28 protein-coding genes are annotated in these 21,200 nt (G+C 35.6%); 13 read left to right on the top strand and 15 right to left on the bottom strand.

The genetic code is table 11. The annotated features are described in order from the left end of the window. Positions 1-17: 17 nt before the first annotated feature. From Q8G36_RS13995 to cotJC, 3 genes are read left to right on the top strand one after another with little or no spacing between them, the layout of a single operon-like run. On the top strand, positions 18-251 hold the full coding sequence (locus Q8G36_RS13995) for a spore coat associated protein CotJA (protein ID WP_063234475.1): 234 nt from the start codon (positions 18-20) through the stop codon (positions 249-251). Further along, a complete protein-coding gene (locus tag Q8G36_RS13990) occupies positions 252-518 on the top strand; it encodes a spore coat protein CotJB (RefSeq protein ID WP_305160475.1) in 267 nt (88 codons plus the stop codon). Between the two features lie 12 nt (positions 519-530). After that, positions 531-1,100, top strand: coding sequence for a spore coat protein CotJC (cotJC, locus tag Q8G36_RS13985; protein ID WP_305160476.1), 570 nt, complete (start codon positions 531-533; stop codon positions 1,098-1,100). Between the two features lie 45 nt (positions 1,101-1,145). Here the strand turns inward: cotJC and Q8G36_RS13980 are convergent, their stop codons facing one another. The 3 genes from Q8G36_RS13980 to Q8G36_RS13970 all read right to left on the bottom strand — a co-directional run bounded on the left by Q8G36_RS13980 (position 1,146) and on the right by Q8G36_RS13970 (position 2,818). After that, the gene (locus tag Q8G36_RS13980) at positions 1,146-2,018 is read right to left on the bottom strand and encodes a CvfB family protein (protein WP_305160477.1); all 873 of its coding nucleotides are present in this window, start codon (positions 2,016-2,018) and stop codon (positions 1,146-1,148) included. Between the two features lie 311 nt (positions 2,019-2,329). Beyond that, positions 2,330-2,494, bottom strand: a complete 165-nt coding sequence (locus Q8G36_RS13975) for a hypothetical protein (protein WP_305160478.1) — start codon at positions 2,492-2,494, stop codon at positions 2,330-2,332. A gap of 123 nt (positions 2,495-2,617) precedes the next feature. Beyond that, positions 2,618-2,818 (bottom strand): sensor histidine kinase, encoded by a 201-nt coding sequence (locus Q8G36_RS13970; protein WP_305160569.1) that lies wholly within the window; start codon positions 2,816-2,818, stop codon positions 2,618-2,620. Positions 2,819-3,132: 314 nt separating this feature from the next. Between Q8G36_RS13970 and Q8G36_RS13965 the strand changes: the two genes are divergently transcribed. Further along, positions 3,133-4,323, top strand: coding sequence for an alanyl-tRNA editing protein (locus Q8G36_RS13965; protein WP_305160479.1), 1,191 nt, complete (start codon positions 3,133-3,135; stop codon positions 4,321-4,323). A gap of 659 nt (positions 4,324-4,982) precedes the next feature. Here the strand turns inward: Q8G36_RS13965 and Q8G36_RS13960 are convergent. Both Q8G36_RS13960 and Q8G36_RS13955 read right to left on the bottom strand, forming a co-directional pair. Further along, on the bottom strand, positions 4,983-5,396 hold the full coding sequence (locus tag Q8G36_RS13960; protein ID WP_305160480.1) for a hypothetical protein: 414 nt from the start codon (positions 5,394-5,396) through the stop codon (positions 4,983-4,985). Positions 5,397-5,475: 79 nt separating this feature from the next. Further along, a complete protein-coding gene (locus Q8G36_RS13955; protein WP_305160481.1) occupies positions 5,476-5,667 on the bottom strand; it encodes a hypothetical protein in 192 nt (63 codons plus the stop codon). A 141-nt stretch (positions 5,668-5,808) separates the two neighbouring features. Between Q8G36_RS13955 and Q8G36_RS13950 the strand changes: the two genes are divergently transcribed. Beyond that, a complete protein-coding gene (locus tag Q8G36_RS13950) occupies positions 5,809-6,330 on the top strand; it encodes a GNAT family N-acetyltransferase (protein ID WP_305160482.1) in 522 nt (173 codons plus the stop codon). 39 nt (positions 6,331-6,369) lie between these two features. On the opposite strand, the gene Q8G36_RS13945 is transcribed toward Q8G36_RS13950, so the two are convergent. Both Q8G36_RS13945 and Q8G36_RS13940 read right to left on the bottom strand, forming a co-directional pair. Beyond that, entirely contained in the window at positions 6,370-8,628 is a 2,259-nt protein-coding gene (locus Q8G36_RS13945) for a HelD family protein (protein WP_305160483.1), read from the bottom strand. A gap of 695 nt (positions 8,629-9,323) precedes the next feature. Next, positions 9,324-9,467 carry a hypothetical protein gene (locus tag Q8G36_RS13940; protein ID WP_305160484.1) on the bottom strand — a complete coding sequence of 48 codons (144 nt, stop codon included), beginning with the start codon at positions 9,465-9,467 and terminating at the stop codon, positions 9,324-9,326. A gap of 415 nt (positions 9,468-9,882) precedes the next feature. Here Q8G36_RS13940 and Q8G36_RS13935 point away from each other — a divergent pair, with 415 nt between their 5' ends. Then, positions 9,883-10,122 (top strand): hypothetical protein, encoded by a 240-nt coding sequence (locus Q8G36_RS13935; RefSeq protein ID WP_305160485.1) that lies wholly within the window; start codon positions 9,883-9,885, stop codon positions 10,120-10,122. Positions 10,123-10,329: 207 nt separating this feature from the next. Here Q8G36_RS13935 and Q8G36_RS13930 read toward each other — a convergent pair whose 3' ends face one another. Continuing rightward, entirely contained in the window at positions 10,330-10,731 is a 402-nt protein-coding gene (locus Q8G36_RS13930) for an RDD family protein (protein WP_305160486.1), read from the bottom strand. A gap of 488 nt (positions 10,732-11,219) precedes the next feature. On the opposite strand from Q8G36_RS13930, the gene Q8G36_RS13925 reads away from it, so the two are divergent. Continuing rightward, positions 11,220-12,197 (top strand): tyrosine-type recombinase/integrase, encoded by a 978-nt coding sequence (locus tag Q8G36_RS13925; RefSeq protein ID WP_305160487.1) that lies wholly within the window; start codon positions 11,220-11,222, stop codon positions 12,195-12,197. 142 nt (positions 12,198-12,339) lie between these two features. On the opposite strand, the gene Q8G36_RS13920 is transcribed toward Q8G36_RS13925, so the two are convergent. Together Q8G36_RS13920 and Q8G36_RS13915 are read right to left on the bottom strand one after the other, a co-directional pair. Further along, a complete protein-coding gene (locus Q8G36_RS13920; RefSeq protein ID WP_305160488.1) occupies positions 12,340-12,873 on the bottom strand; it encodes a YhcN/YlaJ family sporulation lipoprotein in 534 nt (177 codons plus the stop codon). 1,187 nt (positions 12,874-14,060) lie between these two features. Next, on the bottom strand, positions 14,061-14,324 hold the full coding sequence (locus tag Q8G36_RS13915) for a hypothetical protein (protein WP_305160489.1): 264 nt from the start codon (positions 14,322-14,324) through the stop codon (positions 14,061-14,063). Positions 14,325-14,665: 341 nt separating this feature from the next. Between Q8G36_RS13915 and Q8G36_RS13910 the strand changes: the two genes are divergently transcribed. Beyond that, entirely contained in the window at positions 14,666-14,899 is a 234-nt protein-coding gene (locus Q8G36_RS13910; RefSeq protein ID WP_305160490.1) for a helix-turn-helix domain-containing protein, read from the top strand. A gap of 470 nt (positions 14,900-15,369) precedes the next feature. On the opposite strand, the gene Q8G36_RS13905 is transcribed toward Q8G36_RS13910, so the two are convergent. The 5 genes from Q8G36_RS13905 to Q8G36_RS13885 all read right to left on the bottom strand — a co-directional run bounded on the left by Q8G36_RS13905 (position 15,370) and on the right by Q8G36_RS13885 (position 17,543). Next, positions 15,370-15,627 (bottom strand): hypothetical protein, encoded by a 258-nt coding sequence (locus Q8G36_RS13905; RefSeq protein ID WP_305160491.1) that lies wholly within the window; start codon positions 15,625-15,627, stop codon positions 15,370-15,372. Between the two features lie 169 nt (positions 15,628-15,796). Next, positions 15,797-16,138 (bottom strand): YolD-like family protein, encoded by a 342-nt coding sequence (locus Q8G36_RS13900; RefSeq protein WP_305160492.1) that lies wholly within the window; start codon positions 16,136-16,138, stop codon positions 15,797-15,799. A 100-nt stretch (positions 16,139-16,238) separates the two neighbouring features. Further along, positions 16,239-16,709 (bottom strand): hypothetical protein, encoded by a 471-nt coding sequence (locus Q8G36_RS13895; protein WP_305160493.1) that lies wholly within the window; start codon positions 16,707-16,709, stop codon positions 16,239-16,241. A gap of 70 nt (positions 16,710-16,779) precedes the next feature. Continuing rightward, complete coding sequence (locus tag Q8G36_RS13890; RefSeq protein WP_305160494.1) at positions 16,780-16,983, bottom strand: hypothetical protein; 204 nt, start codon at positions 16,981-16,983, stop codon at positions 16,780-16,782. A 122-nt stretch (positions 16,984-17,105) separates the two neighbouring features. Then, on the bottom strand, positions 17,106-17,543 hold the full coding sequence (locus Q8G36_RS13885) for an endonuclease domain-containing protein (RefSeq protein WP_305160495.1): 438 nt from the start codon (positions 17,541-17,543) through the stop codon (positions 17,106-17,108). Between the two features lie 313 nt (positions 17,544-17,856). Between Q8G36_RS13885 and Q8G36_RS13880 the strand changes: the two genes are divergently transcribed. From Q8G36_RS13880 to Q8G36_RS13860, 5 genes are all read left to right on the top strand, one after another. After that, positions 17,857-18,168: a hypothetical protein gene (locus Q8G36_RS13880; protein ID WP_305160496.1), complete on the top strand. Its 312-nt coding sequence runs from the start codon at positions 17,857-17,859 to the stop codon at positions 18,166-18,168. Between the two features lie 20 nt (positions 18,169-18,188). Continuing rightward, on the top strand, positions 18,189-19,325 hold the full coding sequence (locus Q8G36_RS13875; protein ID WP_305160497.1) for an FtsK/SpoIIIE domain-containing protein: 1,137 nt from the start codon (positions 18,189-18,191) through the stop codon (positions 19,323-19,325). Continuing rightward, complete coding sequence (locus Q8G36_RS13870) at positions 19,309-19,989, top strand: hypothetical protein (protein ID WP_305160498.1); 681 nt, start codon at positions 19,309-19,311, stop codon at positions 19,987-19,989. The genes Q8G36_RS13875 and Q8G36_RS13870 overlap by 17 nt, the downstream gene beginning before the upstream one ends. Before the next feature lie 79 nt (positions 19,990-20,068). Further along, entirely contained in the window at positions 20,069-20,245 is a 177-nt protein-coding gene (locus Q8G36_RS13865; RefSeq protein WP_305160499.1) for a hypothetical protein, read from the top strand. A 65-nt stretch (positions 20,246-20,310) separates the two neighbouring features. Next, positions 20,311-21,198, top strand: a complete 888-nt coding sequence (locus Q8G36_RS13860; RefSeq protein WP_305160500.1) for a hypothetical protein — start codon at positions 20,311-20,313, stop codon at positions 21,196-21,198. Positions 21,199-21,200 lie beyond the last annotated feature (2 nt).

Genomic DNA, 21,200 nt, shown 5'->3' with positions numbered 1-21,200 from the left:
ACAAAGGAGGTATTTTTTTGACTCGCGAAAAAACTTTTACCTTAGTTAAATCATATAAGCCTTTCCATAGTAAATTCGATCCGTGCCCGCCTATTGGGAGAAAGTACTACCGGACACCTCCCAATTTGTATATTAATTTTCAACCGCCTAATTTGGAGCAGTTCACACCGGAAGAAGCTTTGAAATACGGTACACTTTGGAAATTCTTTTATGATTTTTATGATAATCCATATCGGGAAAGGGAGACGTAAATGAATAAGAAACTGGATGATGAATATTATCAGTTGCTTGAACAAATACAGGCTGCCGATTTCGTACTTGTCGAGTTGACTCATTATTTGGATACACATCCTAACGATCAGCAAGCATTACAGCAATTTAATCAATTTCATGAATACTCCAAACAATTGAAATCGGTTTTCGAGCCTAAATATGGTCCATTATTGGGTTTTGGAAACAGTTCGGGCGGTGAAAATAAATGGGAATGGGGCCAAGGCCCTTGGCCATGGCAGGTATAAGGAGAGATAACTATGTGGGTTTATGAAAAGAAGCTGCAATATCCAGTTAAAGTAAGAGACTGTAATCCTCGATTGGCAAAATATTTAATAGAACAATACGGGGGTGCTGATGGTGAGTTGGCTGCAGCACTCCGATACTTAAATCAACGATATACAATACCCGATAAAGTGATTGGCTTGCTTACTGATATCGGAACTGAAGAATTTGCCCATCTGGAAATGATCGCGACGATGATTTATAAGCTTACAAAAGACGCCACTCCTCAGCAGATGGCTGCAGCTGGCCTAGGTGACCATTATGCCAATCATGATAGTGCCCTTTATTATCATGACGCAGCGGGGAATCCTTGGACCGCCACCTATATCCAAGCCAAAGGAGATCCCATTGCAGATTTATATGAAGATATCGCCGCTGAAGAGAAGGCCAGAGCAACCTACCAGTGGTTGATTGACATCTCGGATGATCCTGATATCAATGATTCACTCAGGTTTTTACGTGAAAGGGAAATTGTCCATTCGATGAGGTTCAGGGAAGCTGTGGAGATTTTAAAAGAAGAAAAAGGTAAAAAGAAGTTCTTTTAATGAAATTCACATGAAAAAAGCAGCGGAAAAATCCGCTGCCTTTTTTCATTTACGGTCTGAGGAATATGTCCATCCATCTTCCTGGTAAACCTTTTCTTCTTTCATCAGTTTGCCGAGAGCACGTTTGAACGCTCCCTTGCTTAAACCGAAGTTAAACTGGATATCATCTGGTGGCGTTTTGTCGCCATATGGCATAGCACCGCCACGATTCATTAAATAAGTGAAAATGACATCAGCATCTTCTCCCATTAAATCTTGTTTAAAGGGAATTAAAGAAACGTTAAGCGTTCCATCTTCTTTACTATCAATGACTCGCCCTTCAACTAATTCACCAAGACGGGGCTCCTCCTTGCGTTCACTTTCGTGAATGAAACAGCGGTATCCTTCTTGTGAAATAAAGAAAGATCCAACCATAAGCAAACGATAGACATTTCCCTTAACAGTGGTGTTACGGACACCTTTTAATGGAGCTTTCACTGCAATCTCCTGAATTACATCTTCCGTTGCAAGTTTACCAAACAGGCGATCATGTCGATCTGTCTTCAGGGAAACATATAGACGATCTCCAACCTCAGGCCATAAGCGATCAATATTCGGAAGGTCGTCTAGGGATACAAGAATATCTTTGGAAAGGCCGATATTCACAAAAACACCAAGTTTCCTTTTCACATTGACAACTTCCGCCCAACCATACTGATCAATCTGAATTTCGGGGATCTTCATTGTCGCTGTTAGCCTTGCTTGTTTATCATGGTAGATGAACACAGTTACTTCATCTCCAAGTTCAAGTTCCGTTCCTTCATTCATTTCATTATGATGAAGTAAGACATCTTCTGAACCGTCCGTTAAAAACCATCCGAAATCAGCCTTACGTTCCACTTCTAACTCTACAGCCATACCGGCCTGAATTTTTTGCATGTATTCATATCCTCCTGTAACTTACCTTTACCTACAATTGTACCCAATTATTTATTTTTCCATCATATTTGAATTTATCATTTTTTTGTTGTTCTGTATACCTATTACGATTTTTTATTTTTTACCCTTTTCGTCTTCATGTAATCCTGCGGGATCAGAATCTGTCCTTGTTTACCGTTACTTAACAAGGTATGCATGATCACTTTGGATAATTGGCTCGGTTTATAAGGTTTAACTAAATAATCCTTAGCTCTTTCAAGGAAATTCCCTTCTCCCTAACGTCAAGAGCGGTCGATACAAAAACGGGAACCTCATTCAGCGGATCCTTTTAATTCCCTCAGGATCGTCCTTCCGTCCATCTCTCCCTCTTCAAGAAGAATATCCAGTACTATGGCATCAGGAGGTGAGGTTTTTAGCTTTTGAAATGCCTTTCCACCACTTTTTAAATGGCTGACGTGGAAGCCACTGTCCACCATAGTTCAGCCCCACTTCTTTCAGAGTTACTCTAGGTAAGGATATGGTAAATGTATTTCCATGTCCTTAATTGGTAACCACCGTAACATTTCCGCTGTGTGACTTTATGATTTCATCAACAATGGCTAATCCAAGGCCCGTTCCCCCAATCCGCCTGCGATTGAATTATCGACCCTATAAAATTTCAGTAATAAATGCGGCAGTGATTCTTTTGGGATCCCTACACCCTCATCCTGGATATCTACGGAAAGCATATCGTTCCTGCTATATACACTGAGAGAGATCCTGCCCCCATCCGGAGAATATTTGATTGCATTGCTTAACAGGTTAAAAGGCTTGTTCGATTTTTAAGCGATCCCCTAGAATCATTAAATCCTTGGTTTCGATATTGAGCCGAATGTCATGCTGCGCTGTATTTATTTCTAAATGTTCGATTACCTTTTGAATTAATGGAATGATTTCCACATATTTTTTTTAAGGGTTAGTCTATAAATAGAATATTGCCATCTTGCACAATTTATTTAAAATTTGTCATAAAGTTTACTTATTTACCTGACTAATCTTCTAAACCCGCAATTTCAAACTCAGGTATTTCGGTGATATAATTTAATGATCAACTGAAAGGAAAAAGAAATCATTCATGACAAAAAAATTGTATTACACGTCCCCCAAGACTTCCCAATGGGATACCAAAATTCAGAGTACCTTTGAGGAATATGGCTTTTACTACATCACTCTTGAAGAAACCGCTTTTTATCCCGAAGGGGGCGGTCAGCCAGCAGATACTGGTAAAATAGAAGGAATCACCGTTCTTGACGTTATAAAAGGCAATGATGGAAAGATTCTTCATAAGACGGAGAGGCGGCCAGATTCAGAGATCGTTTACTGTGAACTTGATTGGTCTCGCCGCTTCGATCATATGCAACAGCATAGCGGCCAGCATTTACTCTCTGCTGTCTGCAGGGAACTGTTCGACTCTAATACGGTCAGTTTCCACCTTGGAAAGGAATATTTAACGATCGATATAATGTCAGGATTTCAATGGACTCAAGTACATACGGCTGCTGCTGAAAAGCTAGTTAATCAATATATCATCGAAAATCGCGAAATACTTATCTATTACGTGACAAACGAGCAATTACAGACACTTCCTGTCGTCAAAATGCCTAAAGTGTCTGAGAATATCCGTATTGTTGAAATAGAAGGAATTGAATATAACCCTTGCGGTGGAACCCATGTAGGGCGTACCGGTGAAATTGGCTTAATAAAAATTTTCAAAACGGAGAAGCAGAAAGAACTTACCCGTCTCTATTTTAAGTGCGGCTTCAGGGCATTGAACGATTATTCCGAAAGTCTAGGTATTCTTTCAGCATTATCGAATAAATTCAATACCGGACGTACAGAGATTCTTAATAGGGTAGAGAAACTGGAAAATGACTATAAGCAGCTGCTATCGGCAAATGAAAACTTAAAACTTGAAAATGCAAATTTTCTTGCTGACTCCCTGCTTGCAGAAAATGGAGGGGGATTCATCTCTCAAATTTTCGAAGATAGCTCAATGAAAGAACTGCTATACCTTGCAGGTACGATTGTAAAAAAGGAAAAGGTTACCGTATTATTAGCATCACGTAAAGAGCAAAAGATCATCCTTTCGCACAGTGGGGCCATTCCCTTTCATTGCGGACAATATTTCAAAGCTGAACTCAGTTCGTATAATGGGAAAGGCGGAGGGAACGAACAGACTGCACAAGCAGGTTTTGCGTCACAAAATGACTTACATGCATTTTACCAATACACAGTTGAAAAATTAGGCCAAAATCCTGGTGTATAAAACCGCTGCGTAGTGGCCGATGGCATTGCATTCATGCGAACATGGAAACTATGATTTTTCATAATAAGAAAAGAGAGGACAATGATGCCCTCTCTCCAGACTGTAGACAAACTCGAAGAACAGTGAGTTTGCCTGCAGTTTTTTTATTTAGTAAACGTTCCAGCTGTTTTCAGAAATCCGCTCCCTTTCCGCCGACTGTCTGCCAAGCCTCCTCGCCGAAGCATCTAGCGGGGGCTTGGCCAGCCAGTAATTCGGCAGGAGTGTCGCAAATTTCTTCAATCTAATGAGGGTTTCATAAAACAGTAAAAATCCATAAAGTATAAACTAGCTTAAACAGCTTCGGGATGAGACCATTCTACAGTACAGTTTTTCTAAAAAAACAATCCAGTTGATTGGAACGGAAGGTACGAGCCTCCTGCGGGAAAAGCGCATCCAAAGGAGACCACACAGGCGCTAAGAGGGCCGAGGGCGGACCACCCGCGGAAAGCGAGTGCTTGGAGCGGAAATTTCAACGTTCAAATTAACCAGGTAAAATCATGGAGTAAAACCAAGTCTTGTTTTAATTTATGATATTCATTCCCTAATAGTAAACGGATTGAGACCATTCTGACCTCATTGTCGAGAAACTGGAGAGAGGACAAATTAAGTCCTCTTTCTTTTTATTCTTCTAACTTCAATTTACGTAACCCGTGTTCTTCAATATGAAGATGATATTTTTCCTCGAGTTCCATGATACGGATAAACGCTTCCTCCTGATTGTATTCATGGTTTTCCGATTCCTCGGCAAACTCTTTTCTTGCCAAATGGTAAGCAAGCTTATCCCTGAACACTCCTTCTTCATACTCATTTATGACTGTATGAAGTTGATCCTCCAATTCCCTGCTCAGATCATAAATTTCATATTCCTTCACAAACTGTACTCCTTCCATGCCGAAATCTTTGGCAAAGGAATTGAGATACTGTTCCATCTCACTGAATTCTTTATTATCTTCAGTATCGGAAGCAACCCAATATCCGTACTGAACCATTTTAAATAATGTTTCATACTGTTTTTTGGTAAAATTGATTTTCATTGTCGGTTACTCCTTTTCCGGTTTCCTTACAACAAAAAGAATAAACCGCAATGGAACAAAAGTCCAATGCGGTTTATTCTCATTCCAATATTTCCGTTACAGAAAAATAAGCTGCTTTTTCCGTATCTACGACATAATGGCAATCGCCTTTAACTAAATTATAATAACGATGCTTTTGAATATTTGAAATCATTTGAGTTGAGTCATCGCCTTCTACCTCATGCTCCAGGTCTTTGCCGCCCGGAAAATAAAAACCAACTTTTAATTTCATCTTTCTCATCCTTCCCTTCATCTGGTTGAATCACTCTTTTATTTCTTATCCTTTCTCATGCGGTTATAAACATAAATAAAATGCTTATTCACTTTTTCCATGATATTCTAGGGGAAAATACAAAATCAGAAGGTGTTTTTCATGAAGATAAGGATAGCCACAGAAGAAGATGTAAATGGAATGGCAAATGTACATATAAACAGCTGGAAAACGACTTATAAAGGAATCCTCCCGGATCAATATTTGTCTTCCATGAATCTGGAAACCAAAAAGAAAAACTGGCTAAGAAATTTAAAGATGCTGCATAATGTCACCTTTATAGCGGAGAACGCCAATGGGGAAATCATCGGTTTCGCTGCCGGCGGACCTGAACAAACGAATGACTGGCCTATTCAAGGTGAAGTATATGCCATTTATTTTTTAAAAGAATATCAACGACAGGGACTCGGACGAAAAATGATAAAAGCCGTCATACATGAGCTTATGAAAATGGAACATAAAAATTTAATAATCTGGGCATTAAAGGATAATCCGTCATGCGGTTTTTACAGAGCCATTGGCGGGCAGGTGATAGCTGAAAAAACCGTTAAAATGGCAGGCATCGAGCTCATCGAAGTCGGTTTTGGGTGGGAAGATATCAAGGATGTTCTTTTGTATTTGTGAGTGTTTCCCGGAGGGTGGTTACATTCCACCCTCCCCCTCTCATGTCTTGATAAGGAAAGCCTTTTTCTCATTACCTAAAAAATAAAGCCGGTGCAATGGCCTTGTCATTGTGACGTACAGCAATTTGATATCAAGCTCATTTCCATGGCAATACGCTTCTTCCAGGGATATTGCAAATACGACATCGAACTCTAGACCTTTGGCTTGATAGGAAGGAACAATCAACGTTTTATCTTTAGGGATGTTTCCCGCTTCATCTATTAAATGGAAGCCTTTATGAAGTCCACTTAGTTTCTCGTTTGCCAGTTTGCAATCTTTCATCGTTTTGGCAATAACGGCAAACGTTTTAAAACCTTCTCCTTTAAGGCTTGCGATAAGTTCGATGAGCTCTTCTTCCCAACCTTCCTTTTCAATGGAAATGAATTCTGGATCCTTGCCATGACGGACTACAGGTTCAACTTCAGGGAAATCATAAGTTAACAACTGAAGTATCTCATTGGCTTGTTTCATTATTTCAACAGTTGTTCTGTAGCTTTTTTGTAATTCAGTATACGTCGCCCGTGGGAAAATACGACTGTGAACCTCTTCCCATGTTTGAAGTCCGCGGTATGAATGGATGCCTTGTGCAAGATCGCCTACAAGTGTGAACATATCGGTATCCACTGCCGTCTTGAGTGCCTGTAACTGCATGAAACTGTAATCCTGCGCCTCATCAATGACGACATTTTTTGCTTTGTTTTCTTTATCGACACCAAAAAGCCGCTCCTGAAGATATAATAATGCTCCTAAATCCTCCATCTCATAACTTTTAGCAGAAAATAATTCATGATTATACACACATAAAACACTAGCATCTTCAACAGTAAGTTTACCGTTGCTGTAAGAGGCGAGACGCTCCGGATCTTGGTATAATTCCTGATAGTAATCCAAGAGAACTTTACTTTTGAATTGCTTAAAATACCCTTTTACCGAAGAACGGATCGCCTTTTGGATCTGTCCTATCCTTTCCTCCTTTTTATCGAGGCATTTTGTAACAAAATCCTTACGTATGACTGGATCGATATTTTTATAGAGTGCCTTCTCAATTTTGGCCTCATAAAAATCAACAACACGTTCAAGCATTATTTTCTTTTTCAATTTCACTTCATTTTGTAAAATGGCCTTCAGTTTGTCCAGCCTGCTGTATAACGGTAAATACCAATAATCCTCTTCCAATAATCTAATGAACTTCTTAGCGGAATAGAGGCGATATTTATCACAATAAAAATCAGCATCCGGATGAAAGCCCCTGAAAATATCTTTTACATATTCGTCCAATATATATTTAAAGGCAGGGGAGCCCTTAAGACCTGATATCCAGACGGCTGAATTAATTCCTTCATCATCCTTTTCCAGCAATCGAGTTAATTTATCATCCTCTACAAGCTTCACTTGCTTTCCTATCGCTGCCTGAACATACTCGGAAAATGTGAATTGTTTTACTTTTTCGACACCCAATTCAGGTAAAGCTTCAGATATGTAATCAATGAAAACCCGGCTAGGAGCAAGAATCATTAATTGTCGCGGATCGAACAAGTCTTTATAGTGATAAATGAAATAAGAGATCCTATGTAAAGCAATTGTAGTTTTACCACTGCCAGCTGCGCCCTGGACAATGATCGGTTTATTCAAATCTGCACGAATGATTTTATTTTGTTCTTCCTGGATCGTGGTAATGATATCTGTCAATCGATTGCTGGAACTTTTAGATAAGGATTCCTGCAACAATTCATCCGTTGTTGTCAAATCAATGTCCCTTATCTCCTCCAAGACACCTTCTTCTATCATAAGCTGCCTTTTTAAAGTGATGTTCCCGCTGAATGTTTCCCCTTCCGCTTCATATTCAATTTCACCAATCCGTCCCTCATAATAAAGGTTTGCAATCGGTGATCGCCAATCGACGATGATCTGTTCCTGGCTTTCCCTCTGATAAAGCGATGTTTTTCCGAAATAAAGGACTTCACCACTATCACTGTCATTCCTTTCAAAGTCCACTCTTGCAAAGTAGGGCTTTTTACTTGCTTTGCGTAAACTTTCAAGTTCGGTTTTGGACATCTCAAAAAAGTTGGCCGTCGTCAGCAACTGAGAATATAAGCCTGATTCAGACCAATCGGCATCGCCAAAAGCTTCTTGCATATTCCGCTGAAATTGATCTTTGCTTGTTTCTGATGTTTTGATGACTACATCCATATAACGTTTCGTAAAATCCAGCCGCTGTCGTTCATGTTCAAAATCAGGGTGATTTCTCAATAAAACCACTTCCCCTTCCTTGTCTTTTTATCAAATTTAATAAAATGCCGAGCTTAGACGAAATGGACATTTATACTATCAGAAAAGCCAATGGTTGACAAATCTGGAGATATAGAATTATATAGTTGAAATTTACCTTTCATGTTATTTCATATAATTTGAAGAATAAAACATATATTCCAGTCTGGATTTTGCTATAATGTGCTGACTTATGAAAGAGCATCCAAAATGCTTTCAGTAGGGAAATTATTGAAAACTTTTCTATAAATCCGAAAGAGAAATATATAATAATTACATCTTGGAAAATGTCATTACCATTCTGGGAGCAGGAAGTTTATTTCTATTTCATCAGATTGATATCACTTTATCCGATACAATTATGTTAATGGCAATTATACAATTCTCTTTATTCATAATGATATGCAGTGAATTAATTGTATATCAAAAAGATGGCAAACCCTGATTGTGCATTACTTATGGGCAACCATACTTGTTATTTTATTTATATATTGGGAAAAACTAGATTCAGGCACTTGGGTGCTATTGGGATTGATCGTTGGTGTATTTACGTCTGTGATGCACGCTTTAATTGACTTTTTCTTATCCATGAAAGCCGTCCGCCCTATAATCGTTGAACTATCCAAGCGGGCAGAAACCTTGTGCGGGGAAAATGGAAAGCTACAAAGTAATGTTTTTATAGGCATTCAAACAAAATCTCTGGCTAGTTCTATATTTCTGGATTTTTTTCCTATCCTATTATTCAGTTTACTTTTAACAGTTATTCTAGATGTAAGAGCCGCATCCTTTTTGGGGGAGTTTTCCCTGACACCGGGATTATTTTTCTTCATGATCCTACTTTTCCTTATTGGAGGAGTATATCTTCTTCCCGATCATATCCTAGCACCCATCCATACGCTAAAAAAAGGCAGATCAACTTTTCAAAATGGGAAATTTCACGATCTCGAACATAGAAAAATATAATATGGGCCGGGCATTACTAAAGCTGTTTAATGTGACCCCTACGACTACAACTAAAAATCAAGGCTAGCTTTAATGCTTCAATAATATGTGGCCATCTTGATTCTCTGGGAATGATCAACACTTCCCTTAATGTGCTCGATTATACCTTTCTATTACAATTGACATCAATTCTTAACATAAATAACGCTAATTTAATGTTTTATTGGAAACTCACATTATATAATTAAATTACAATTAAATAATTTACAATTAAATAATTTTTTTAAGAAAGTGGGTACTGTCATGGAAATAAATGAAAGACAACCAATGCTATCCCCTAAATTAATCCATGAACTTGAAATTTTATCATCCAAAACAAATATGCCTATCTCCGAATTATTGGAAATATCTGTAGTATCGCTGCTAGAAAAAGTGAATAATACCAAAGAACTGAATGTTGGACTCAATAATAAGGAAATGATTTTAAGAAATAAAATCATCATTAATCAAAATAAAGAGGTTTTGAATAAACAAAGCACTTGACTATATAGGTTAAGTGCTTTTTAGTTCCTATCTGCCACTATTTTAATGAATAAATATTCTATCGTGGTTTCCAATGTAATATAAATTCCTTAATGTGCCCTCCAATAAAGTAATCATCAATATTCCTACATATTTTAAAAATTATATCGGTTTTGAATGTGTAATTTTGCATAAAAAAAAGCAGCTATTAAACTGCTTATCAATTAATCATGGTTTATTTGATGTCACGTATGTACCTGCTATGAAATCATGTATCGCTCTATGATCTTTCCTTAGGCCGACCATGAATGCACTAACAATAAACCCTATCCCTAATGTAATGACATAAATCAAAGCAGCAACTAAATACCTCAATAACATTGTGCCTATGCCTAATTTTTTGCCATCCATCCTTACTATACGTATTCCCATAATCCTTTTACCCACTGTATAGCCATACCATAATATCGGGACAATCAGCATGTATAGAAAGTCGAAAAACGTTGAAAAGTTCTCATTTTCCCAATCTCCAGTAATCAACCCGAAAATTATCGCTAATGGTAAAGATACTATTATGCCATCCAATAATCCTGCTAAAAACCGTTTCCAAAAACCTACTGAATCACTCATATACGATCCTCCTGATGTGTTAGTTACAGTTACCTATATTACCAATTATATGGTTGATGCGTAATGAGTCTTTATACCTATAAATTTCTTTTAAAAAAAATATAACATACTTTATACGCGACAATTTATAAACAATATCAAATTCTTTTGTAATTTTTGCTTATAAACGTTTGTTTTTGCTAATCTGCCTTTAATTTTCATAAGAAATAAGATACAATTTAACGAGCGGCATGTAAAAAATTATTGGACATAAACTGCTGTTTGTGTGAATCAGCGTAAAACTAATGAAACAAAGTGTTGGACACGTTGAAACAAAAGTATTTTGGAGGAATGTAAATAAATGATTACAGTAAATAATGTTGGTTTACGCTATGGCGATCGTAAACTGTTTGAAGATGTTAATACTGGAGTAAAACGCTGATTCTACGCTGTGCAGTTTACGCTCTTGTTTACGGTGTGTCGTAAACTATATAGGGAGCGTATTTATTATGAAAAGGACTCGTTTTTTAACTAAGGATGAACAACAAAAACTTAATACAGTAGATAAAAAGGTTAATTACGTTACTGATTGGACAAGTGCTATGGAATCGTTCTTAAAGGATTGCGAGATAAGGGGTTTACGTGAAGCAACTTCTTTCTATTACATTAAAGAAACTCGCATGATATTTCGTTACTGGGAAGAACAAGAACTAGATATCTCACCAGATCAATTAACTAGTGAACACATCACCGATTTAATACTCTACATGAAAAACAAAAAAGAGTTGTCTCCTTCTAGTATTAACATTCGTTTAAGAGCATTCAAAACAGTACTCAAATGGCTTTATGACAATAAAAAAGTGCCAATTAATGCTGGTGATGGCGTAAAGCGTCTGAAATTCCGACGTGCTGCTATAGAAGCATTTTCAGTTGAACAATTACGTCGCTTTTTCAATGAAATAGAAAATAATACTTGGATAGGCGTTCGAGATACGGCTATTTGCCTTGTGTTACTTGAATGTGGTCTGCGTCAAAATGAAATATTAAATTTAAACGTCTTTGATGTGGTATTTGAGCAAAATTATATTATGGTTCGCCATACAAAAACATACCATATGAGGAAAGTACCGATTACTCATCGGACTAAAAATGCTATACGAAGATGGCTTACTGTACGTGGCGAAAGTAAATATTCGCAACTATTTATTAATATTGCTGGTAACCAACTCACTAATCGTGGTATATATCAACTTATTGAAAAATATGGGAAGCGAGCTAAGATTGAAGGAATTCGTTGTAGCCCCCATACTTTTAGACATACATGTGCAAAACTCTATTTAAAAAATGGCGGCGATTTATTCAGTTTACAGGCTATTTTAGGTCACATGAACATTGAACAAACAAAACGCTATGTGACCCTCAATCATGATGATGTTGCAGAGTTACATGCAGAACATAGTCCATTGAATTCCGTCTGGAAAAAATAATATTGAATATTAGGTAGTCATCTTGACTGCCTTTTTACTTTGGAGAAAACACTACTCAACCATACTAGATTTCAGTTCAATGATAACCTGTTGGTTTAGAGAGCCTAAACATCACGCTTAAACTCTCTAATTTAAACCTCTTCTATTTGGCATCCGGGAACATTCTTTGTGCCATATCTCCAAACTCATCAAATAGTCCGCTAATCGGCTTTCCATTTTGAATATCGTTGACATATCCCTTCATACTTTTAACAAAGTCTGGATTTGCAGAGACATAAACGTTGTCTGCACCTTCATCATGTTTTTTTACTTGATCAACAATTTTCTTTTCTAAGTCATTTGTCAGGTTCTTGTCATTTGTCAGATTCACGGCGACATATGCGTTATTATCTGTAATAATGACAGAGGCACCCTTTACATCCTTCATGTCCTCTAGCCGATTTGCTACTTCATCTGCCACGCGCATTTTATTATCATTGTCATCATTGCTTAATTGCCTTGCATTGTAATCGTTGTCGCCGTTTCTGTCATTTACATTCAAGGTATTGTCAAAGGCATTATTTTGATCGCTTCGATTATTCATTCCAACATTTTTTCCATCATCATTATTATCATTTGTCCCACAGCCGGTAAGGAATAGAGCAATCAAGGCGCTTGTTAAAAATGTGTATTTCATGTTAGTCACTCCTTTAAAATTAGATACCCTAGTACTATCTGCTGTATTTTCGAGAATATTCATAAAAAACACTTTAAGTTAAACTATACCCCGGTAACGGACACACATAAAAAAGTATCCCTTATCCGGGTTTTTTAATGTTTCAATAGATGTAATGAGTATAGACGGAGGGTTTCTATGAGTAAGAATTTATCCATTTTCCATTTAAAGCACCCCAATCGTTTAATGGTTATACTACCTATCAAAAGTAAATCCCTCCAATATTTATCGTATACTTCGAAGGGGATTACTCTCATTGTGTTTTTGCTAGATTAAGATTATCGGTATATAGCACTAAATTTCCTGCGAGCTTTCGGATACACATTCGAATTTATTGTTATCGGTCAGGGAAATAACCAATAAGCTGTCCTTAAGAAAGAAAATTAAGGTAAATTTCCTCACCGTTTAATCGAACTGTTCGGTTAAACCGAATACTTCAATATGTCATATCCATAACGTTTGTTTTATTAAATTTCCTTAGCAAGAATTCTCCTTCGCCTTTTTGGAATAATAAAGCTACAATCAAAATATGGAGGTTCTATATGCGATTAAAATTCCCCCTGCTCTTTTCAATTCTTGGCATTATTGTTGCATCTTTATATGGCGTTATTATGATTTATCAAGCCCTCAGCAAAAGTAACCTTTCTTAGCTGCACATCATGTGTCAACTATTTCTTTTTGAGTAGTCTCTCTTGTTCCCCTTTAGAAAGCTTAGTCCAAACCGCAATAGCCTTAGCTTCACACTTCTCACAAAGCATCTTCTAGGATCTATCCAATCACTACATTCAAGACAACTAGCCATTTATTTCACCTTCTTCTTACTTCACAGTTTGTGTCGACAGTGCTATTTCTTTGACACTATGACCTTGTCAAACACACCCCATATTTGTTCACACTACCTCGTGATCCGATAATCCAAATTTAAAAATTCTCCCCTCCCTACTACGTTTAGGTAAAGACTTTCGCATTTCCTCATAAGATGTCAGCTTTATCATTGAAGCGAATAACACTTCTACCGTGACTTTCGCAGCTTCTTTATTATCTTTCCTATCGTATTCTTTAACTCGGTAATCTCTAACTCAGTGGCTGTGATAATTTCTTGGAGGACATCATTGGCAGAGTAATGGACGGAAGGTTTCTGTTATTCATTAGTTAATCACCCGATATTCACATACATAATCATTTGGAGACTCTTCTGGGTAATCCTCTGTGTGCCATTTAGCAACACCTTCTGCAGTTTCAACGTTATATGTAAAGAATTCACCAGTAGCTGATACGTAGTCGTGAAGGTCTTCTATAGAAGCAAGTTGATAATTGAATCCTGCTAGCATTTGTTCTTCTAATACGATCCACTGTGCGGCATTATCGATTGATACGTATACTTTTGTAGCTTCGATTGTTTGAGTTGTCATTTTGGTTATCCCCTTTTAAATTCAATTTTTGTTGGGTTCACATTGAACCTGACACTGACTAATGTAGAGGACTCGGAGTTTAAGTCCACAACCTCAACTTCCTAATTACACCTGTTCCTAACTCAATTAATACTTAAGTCTTTCACCTGTACCTGTCTGTTACGTTGGATGAGTTGGTAATGAACTACGTATACCAAATTACGTTATTTCGTATTTTTTAACTCTTGAACTTATTATAATTCCGTTATTTCGTAATTGCAAGCTCTAAAATACGAAATTGCGTAATTTATTTTTCCAAGGTATAATATCGTTAATAGGTAATGTTCGTTAGGGGGATTTAAATGAAGATTGTTTTAAGGGTACGATTGGATGAAATTCTAAAGGAAAGAAACATGACACAAAAGGAATTAGTGGAATTAATTAAAGAAAAGTTAGATAAGGATGTTAGAACAGCTTCAATCAGTGAGTTATATAACAATCAGAGAAAATCACTAAACAAAGAATTAATTGAAAATATTGCAAGTGCTTTGGAAATTAGCAACATAAATGAATTTATTACTTTTGATGTTAAATAGCAAAAAACCGCCAATCAAAATAAACTGGTGGTTTTTGTATAAAAGGTATTTTATTGTAAATAATAATTATAACCCAGCTAATTCTTTTTCATAGAAATTCCCCTTTATTGAGCTAAGGTATATTCCTTAGCTTTTTTTCGTTCACTTTGAATATTTTGTTACGATTAAATTTACTTCCTTTTGCAAGTATTCGTCTACTGTAAATTCATTTAGGAATGTTCTACTTTTGATCCACAGTTTTGTTTTACCTTTAGACTTTTCAACTTGGGTTTCTTCCTTTGTTCAACCATCTACTTTATCATTCCTTTTTTATTTTCTTAACAATAGATTTTCTTCTTTTTCATAGTAGTCCTTTAGTGTTAAATTTAAAATTTACTTTGAAATTTTTTATCCTAACCTTTTGCTATTTATTTTCTTTTATCTTGTCAGTTTCATTCATTCCAGCACCTCGGAAACAAAAGATTATTCCCTTAAATCATAATTATTTTTATTAAAGTACTAATTAATCCGATTGTAATAGTAGCACTGATGAAATTATTAAAAAACAATCTTTCTTTTACTAAAAATGACCCGTATGTTCCTTTAAGTTTGACCAACTTTGTGGATCTTAGTTTGAATTCCATATCTGACTTTTTTGCGAATCTTCCTCTAGTATCCCTAGTAGGATATTGCTTTTTAAAAGCTTGTCCCTCTTTAGGCTTTAAACTTCTTTTTTTATTTTTTATCATCTAAAATCCTCCTTATATAATCCTTGATACTACAATATTTTCCATGTATCGAATTTTTATTCACATTTCATTAACTTTTCTATGAAAATAGTAACGAGTAAAATTATAGAAAATACACGATAGAGTAACACGTAAAATTATATAATAGAAGAAAGATGCAATTTCCTCTTCAATCTTTAACCTCTACCCCTACAAGATCCTCAAACTTAACCCTTATAATATGCCCCTTCTCTTTTTCCAACTCTAAGTGAATCACCTTTGTCAACGCATCTAACTTGTGTATCATCCCAACATACTCCCAGTCAAATCCATCTTTCCAAACAGTAAACTTTACAGCTGAACTAAACTCCATAGCTATGTGTATTTTGTTCTCAAACTCCTCTAACTGGTATTCATCTAATATTGGCTTTATCTGACGGTAATAATCTTGTTGTAAACCTTTAAGTAATTTTACGTGTTCAGGCATAAAGAACCCTTGCCATTTTAACTTTCCACGATCTTTTAGTGACATAAGAACATCTCCATTCATTCTATAACTACATTATAGAACATTTGTTCTTATCTATACATAAAAAAATACCCCCATTTCTTTGGGAGTATATAGAAATAATTTAAAACCTTTTATTAATATTTTCTTTAAGGTGTATAATTTCTTCTTTCTTATTTTTTAACCCTGCAAGTTCCAATTCAATTAAAATGTTAGCATATTCTTTTGCTTCTTCTAAATTTGACTTTAAGAAAATCTTACTATGCCAGAGTGCTTCATTTTCGTATTCCACATAAATAATTGCTCCATTTTGTCCAATACTCTTCTCGATTTCATTAAAAATAGAAAAGCGACAGTCGGTAACCATTACTTTATCATATGTTGTAGTTGATAAAGTTTCAAAGGAAATTGAATTACTAACACCGTATATATGATCTTCAAAGTCTTTAATAATTTGAAAAAACATTTTATCAACAAATTCGTAGTCATCATAATTCGAAAGATTTGCATAACCTAGTTCTTCATTTCTCAATAAGTTATCAATCATCCATTTTTTCAGGTCTTCCGTTTGGTCCTTTTCAATAATTTTTTTCATTTCATCCCCCGCTTCCTATCTACACTTTCGACAAAAGGAGAAAATTTCCTCTTTAAAAACAAAAAGCCTATCAATCGATAGACTTCAATATTACATTATTCAGTTTTTCAAATTCCTGTATCGCTAATTGAATCGCTTCTTCTTCATCATATTTTTCACGGCACAGCTTTACAGGCATACAATCTTCAGCCATTAAGAATACATGATCATCAAATAACTGTAACTGAGCCTTTATGTAACCGATTCGCTCAAAACTCAATTCCTTCAATTTCACAAAACCAACCTTCCTCATAGAATATATACACATTATATAGACAAAAGGTCCTTCTGACAGCATTGTAAATAAATTATTTCCTTAACTAGCAGTGGTTTTCTCAAAATGTTTAAAAGCACCCTTTAAACAGAGTGCTTTTTTTGTATTTCAGATTCAATTCGAGTAATCACCTTGCTCATATTTCCATTGATGGCACTTCCACTGAACCGCAGCGTTTTCCATCCGATTGATCTTAGATATGCGTCTCGCTTCCTGTCGTGTGCTTTAGCTTTCTTACTTGAATGAAAATCTTTACCATCACATTCAATGGCTAGTCGATATTCTGGAAATGCCACATCAATTCTATATCTTCTTATCGGATACTGTGTAGTTACTTTATAATCCCTCATCCATAATGCTTTTAATACCTTCTTCTCAATAGGACTTTGACATTTATCCAATTCCACAAAGTATGGGGAAATGTATTGATCCACCGTCACTCCTCTGCTTCTTCGTATGTCCAAACCTAGAAAGACAAACCCTGATATGACAAGTCCAAAAAACACGATATATTCTACCATTGTAAATAAATTTCCCCTTTCTCGTAGGTACAAGCAACATCTACGAACTTTCTACATATCATTTACCAAAGTAGATACAAATCCTTTATTGAATCACCTACTAATTATCTGAAAAAAATCAACTAATTACCGACTGATCAGTTACTTTGTTTTTACTTATTATCATTACCAATGAAAAACAAGTTTAATCTGTTGGTATGACTGAAACAAAGGCATTTGTTAAGAGTGAACGTAGTGAGGGATTAAGGGGGAGCGCGAGGGGGATTTATTTAATTTGTAATTGACTAAGTATTTAAAAGGAGGAATTACTCTTATGAGAAGAAAGAATACTATTGAGTTGCATTCATTTATGGACAGAAGTTTTAAGGATAAAAAGAAGGTAAAAAGGAAAACTAGTCCGAATATTAACCTATATTCGGTTAGTCCACTTATTTTATTAGATCCTACAATTTGCCTTATGGGCGTTGGACTTGTATCGGTTGCCCTCTTGGAAAAGTTTTTTGAACAACAGGGAAATTATGATGTAGCTGAAGCCCTACACACAGGAGTTAATATTGCTATACCTTGTATAGCATTCGGATTTATATGGAAACTAATTCTCGCTGTTAGTGGTGCGTTCCTATGATGAAGTTATGGAGAACAAAGATGAAGCTGCGTGGTTCGTTAATGAGGGCATTTAAGCTTGGTGGAATTCATAAACAAACGACAACACAATCAAAGACGTATACACGCTATCCTAAGATTCACGAAGTCCATATTGATGAGGAAAGTGAAGCTGTTCGATTTACATTTACTTTACCCGATGGTTCTAATCCTGATTTAGTTTTGAAACAAGAATGGGTATTCAAACAGTGCTTTGGTAATAACATTGAAATAGATGGTAAGGTGAAGAAGTTTATATTGTGGTGTTATACAAAGGACATGGAAAAAGATATTCCATACGAGTTTAAAAAAATTCAACCTCATTTGAAGGATAAAATAATTCCTATTATGTGTGGTGTAGATAGGTCAGGTAAGTTGAATGTAAAGGACATGGCAGAAGAACATCATATGTTGCTCACAGGAACTACTGGAAGTGGTAAAAGTTCTTTAATTAGGGGAATATTGACCTCTTTAATACTGCATAAAACACCGAATGAAATACAATTCTTACTTGGTGATTTAAAGTTTTCAGAGTTTGGAATATACAAACGTTTGCCGCATGTAATGGGTGTTTATATGGATGCCCAGGCATTATTACCTCCACTTCAAAGAATTGCAAAGGAAATGGAACGTAGAGGTAAATTACTCGACAAGTATGACGTAGAGAGTATTTATGAACTAAAAGATAAGCCACCTACAATTGTGGTGTGTATTGATGAGGTTATATTGCTCAAAGATAAACCCAAAATAATGAAAATAATTGAAAGTATATCTTGTATAGGTCGGTCTAATGGAGTTTATCTATTATTGTCAATGCAACGTGGTGATGCAAAGTCATTAGGTGGACAATTGAAAAATAACCTTACCTTTAGGATATCAGGTAAACAGTCAGATGAAACGAATGCAAAAATAAGTGGATTGAAGCAATCAGTTGATTTAGATACTGCAGGTAGGATGATACTTTCAACTAAAGAAGGAGAAATAATGATTCAAGTCCCTTACATGAACAAGAAAAAAGCTAAAGGATTACTTGCTCCGTTAAAAGTGAAACAAGAAAAACTAGAAATTGAAGATGTCTCAGATCGAAAGGTAAATGAATTTTCATTAGATGAGGTGTTCGATAGTGAACCAAAGGGATAAAGCCATTATTAATGACTTGAGACAATTTAGAATGATGTCAAGAAACCAGATAGTTGAATTACACTTTAAGCATCTTAAGAACCCTATAAATTCTTGCAATAGCGTTTTAAAGCGTTTAACAAGGGATAACTTTATCAAATGCAGCACACTTCACTCTCCATACGTTTATTTCAACTCTGACTGCAACATTAAACCAGACTCAACTAAAATCCCCCACTTCCTTGAACTTGTAGATACTGTTATTGAAATGAAAGCGCATAGGGAAACCAAAAACCTTATGATTGAGCCTAAATATGGAGACAAAGGAACAATAGAACCGGACATCTTTGCTATTTGGTTTAACCCTATATTTATCGAGGTTCAACGCAATGTTTATACAAAAGAAGTCATGCAGAAGAAAATTGATCTTTATGAAAATTATTATGATACAGGCGATTGGAAAGATGAACCCTGGCAAAAACCAGATAAAAAGGTGTTCCCATCTATCCTAATTATTACCCCTACTCGATATGCAATTAAAAGTACAAAGCTTGAAATATATCAATCTCCTTCCATCTCTGACTTCATTGAAAGTAGGTTAGGTGAATCAACACTACAAATCAAGCCTAATCCTGTTAAAAATGTAATTCAATCCAATGGCGGTTCTTTGAAGCTGAAAAAGTAAAATTCATTCACAAATTATATCTATAACTATTAATCTTTAATTAAATAACGTTAATATATCATCTGAAGGGGGAATAAATATGAGTCAGAAAAGATTCACTGTTACCTACAATATCAATGGTGCCAATGAAAAAACAGTAAATATTTGGGTTGATACATTGTACACTATGGATATAGAACACATGATCAAAGTGGAATTAAACGAATCTATAGAAAGTAATATTGGTATAGACAAAATAAATTTAATCAAATTCTAGCGCTTTAATTAAAGAAAATATTGTACATTTCGACGTTAAAAAGTAAATTAAATAGGAGGTTAATCGTGAAAAATAATCCTTGTGATAACCCGCTATTTTCAGCTATTGAAAAACAAAGCGAATTTATTAAACTTTCTATAGATCATGTAAATTGGCTCAATGATATGATACCTCCAGTATTCAGAGAAATTCAAGCTAGTACATTAGCTATTGACAGAATAATGAAATCCGTTAGTCCACAGTATAAAATTTTTGATACGTTTGAAAAGATTAGAAGGGATATTGAGCAAACTGAGGAAGACATGGAAGTATTTCAGGCAGCAATTGTTGAATTGGGATACCCTCCTCATTATGATGTTGATATTAGACAGATGAGAAAGATCGTAAAGGATTTCATAGAGGATAAGAAACAAGTGGTTGAGTATATTGATGAATTTATGGCATTAAACTATGATGCTACTGCAATGAATGAAATGTTAATTAAATGGGATGGAAAACCATTCCTTGAAAGAAGAATTCAGATTTTAAGAAATGTAGTTAGAGCCCATAATCAAGGAATGTATCATCTAGCTGTTCTAGGAATAATTTCTCAGTACGAAGGAATTATAGTAGACGCTTTTAGTATTACTGGTCATGTAAATGGACACATTCAACAAATTCTATTGGAACACTTGTTGAAGCATAAGAATGTGATCAGTTTTGGTTTTGACAAGGTGATTTATGATTATTATAATTCAAATATTTTAGTTTCTTTTCGTCATGGAGAAGAATTAGGGGCCAATATTAGTCGTCATGCTATTTTACATGGTGGTCACACTGATTTTGGTACATTACCTATATCGCTAAAAGTAATTCTACTATTCGATTTTCTAGTAGATGCTATCGAAGAGTTAACTCCAGAAAGAATTTTAGATTGTCAGAATGCTGTTGAAAAAAAGAGAAATAAAAAATGATT

The organism is Peribacillus frigoritolerans, assembly GCF_030676415.1.
Classification (GTDB): domain Bacteria; phylum Bacillota; class Bacilli; order Bacillales; family DSM-1321; genus Peribacillus; species Peribacillus frigoritolerans_A.
Note: the sequence above shows the minus strand (reverse complement) of the source record. Positions and strands in the feature narration are given on the sequence as shown.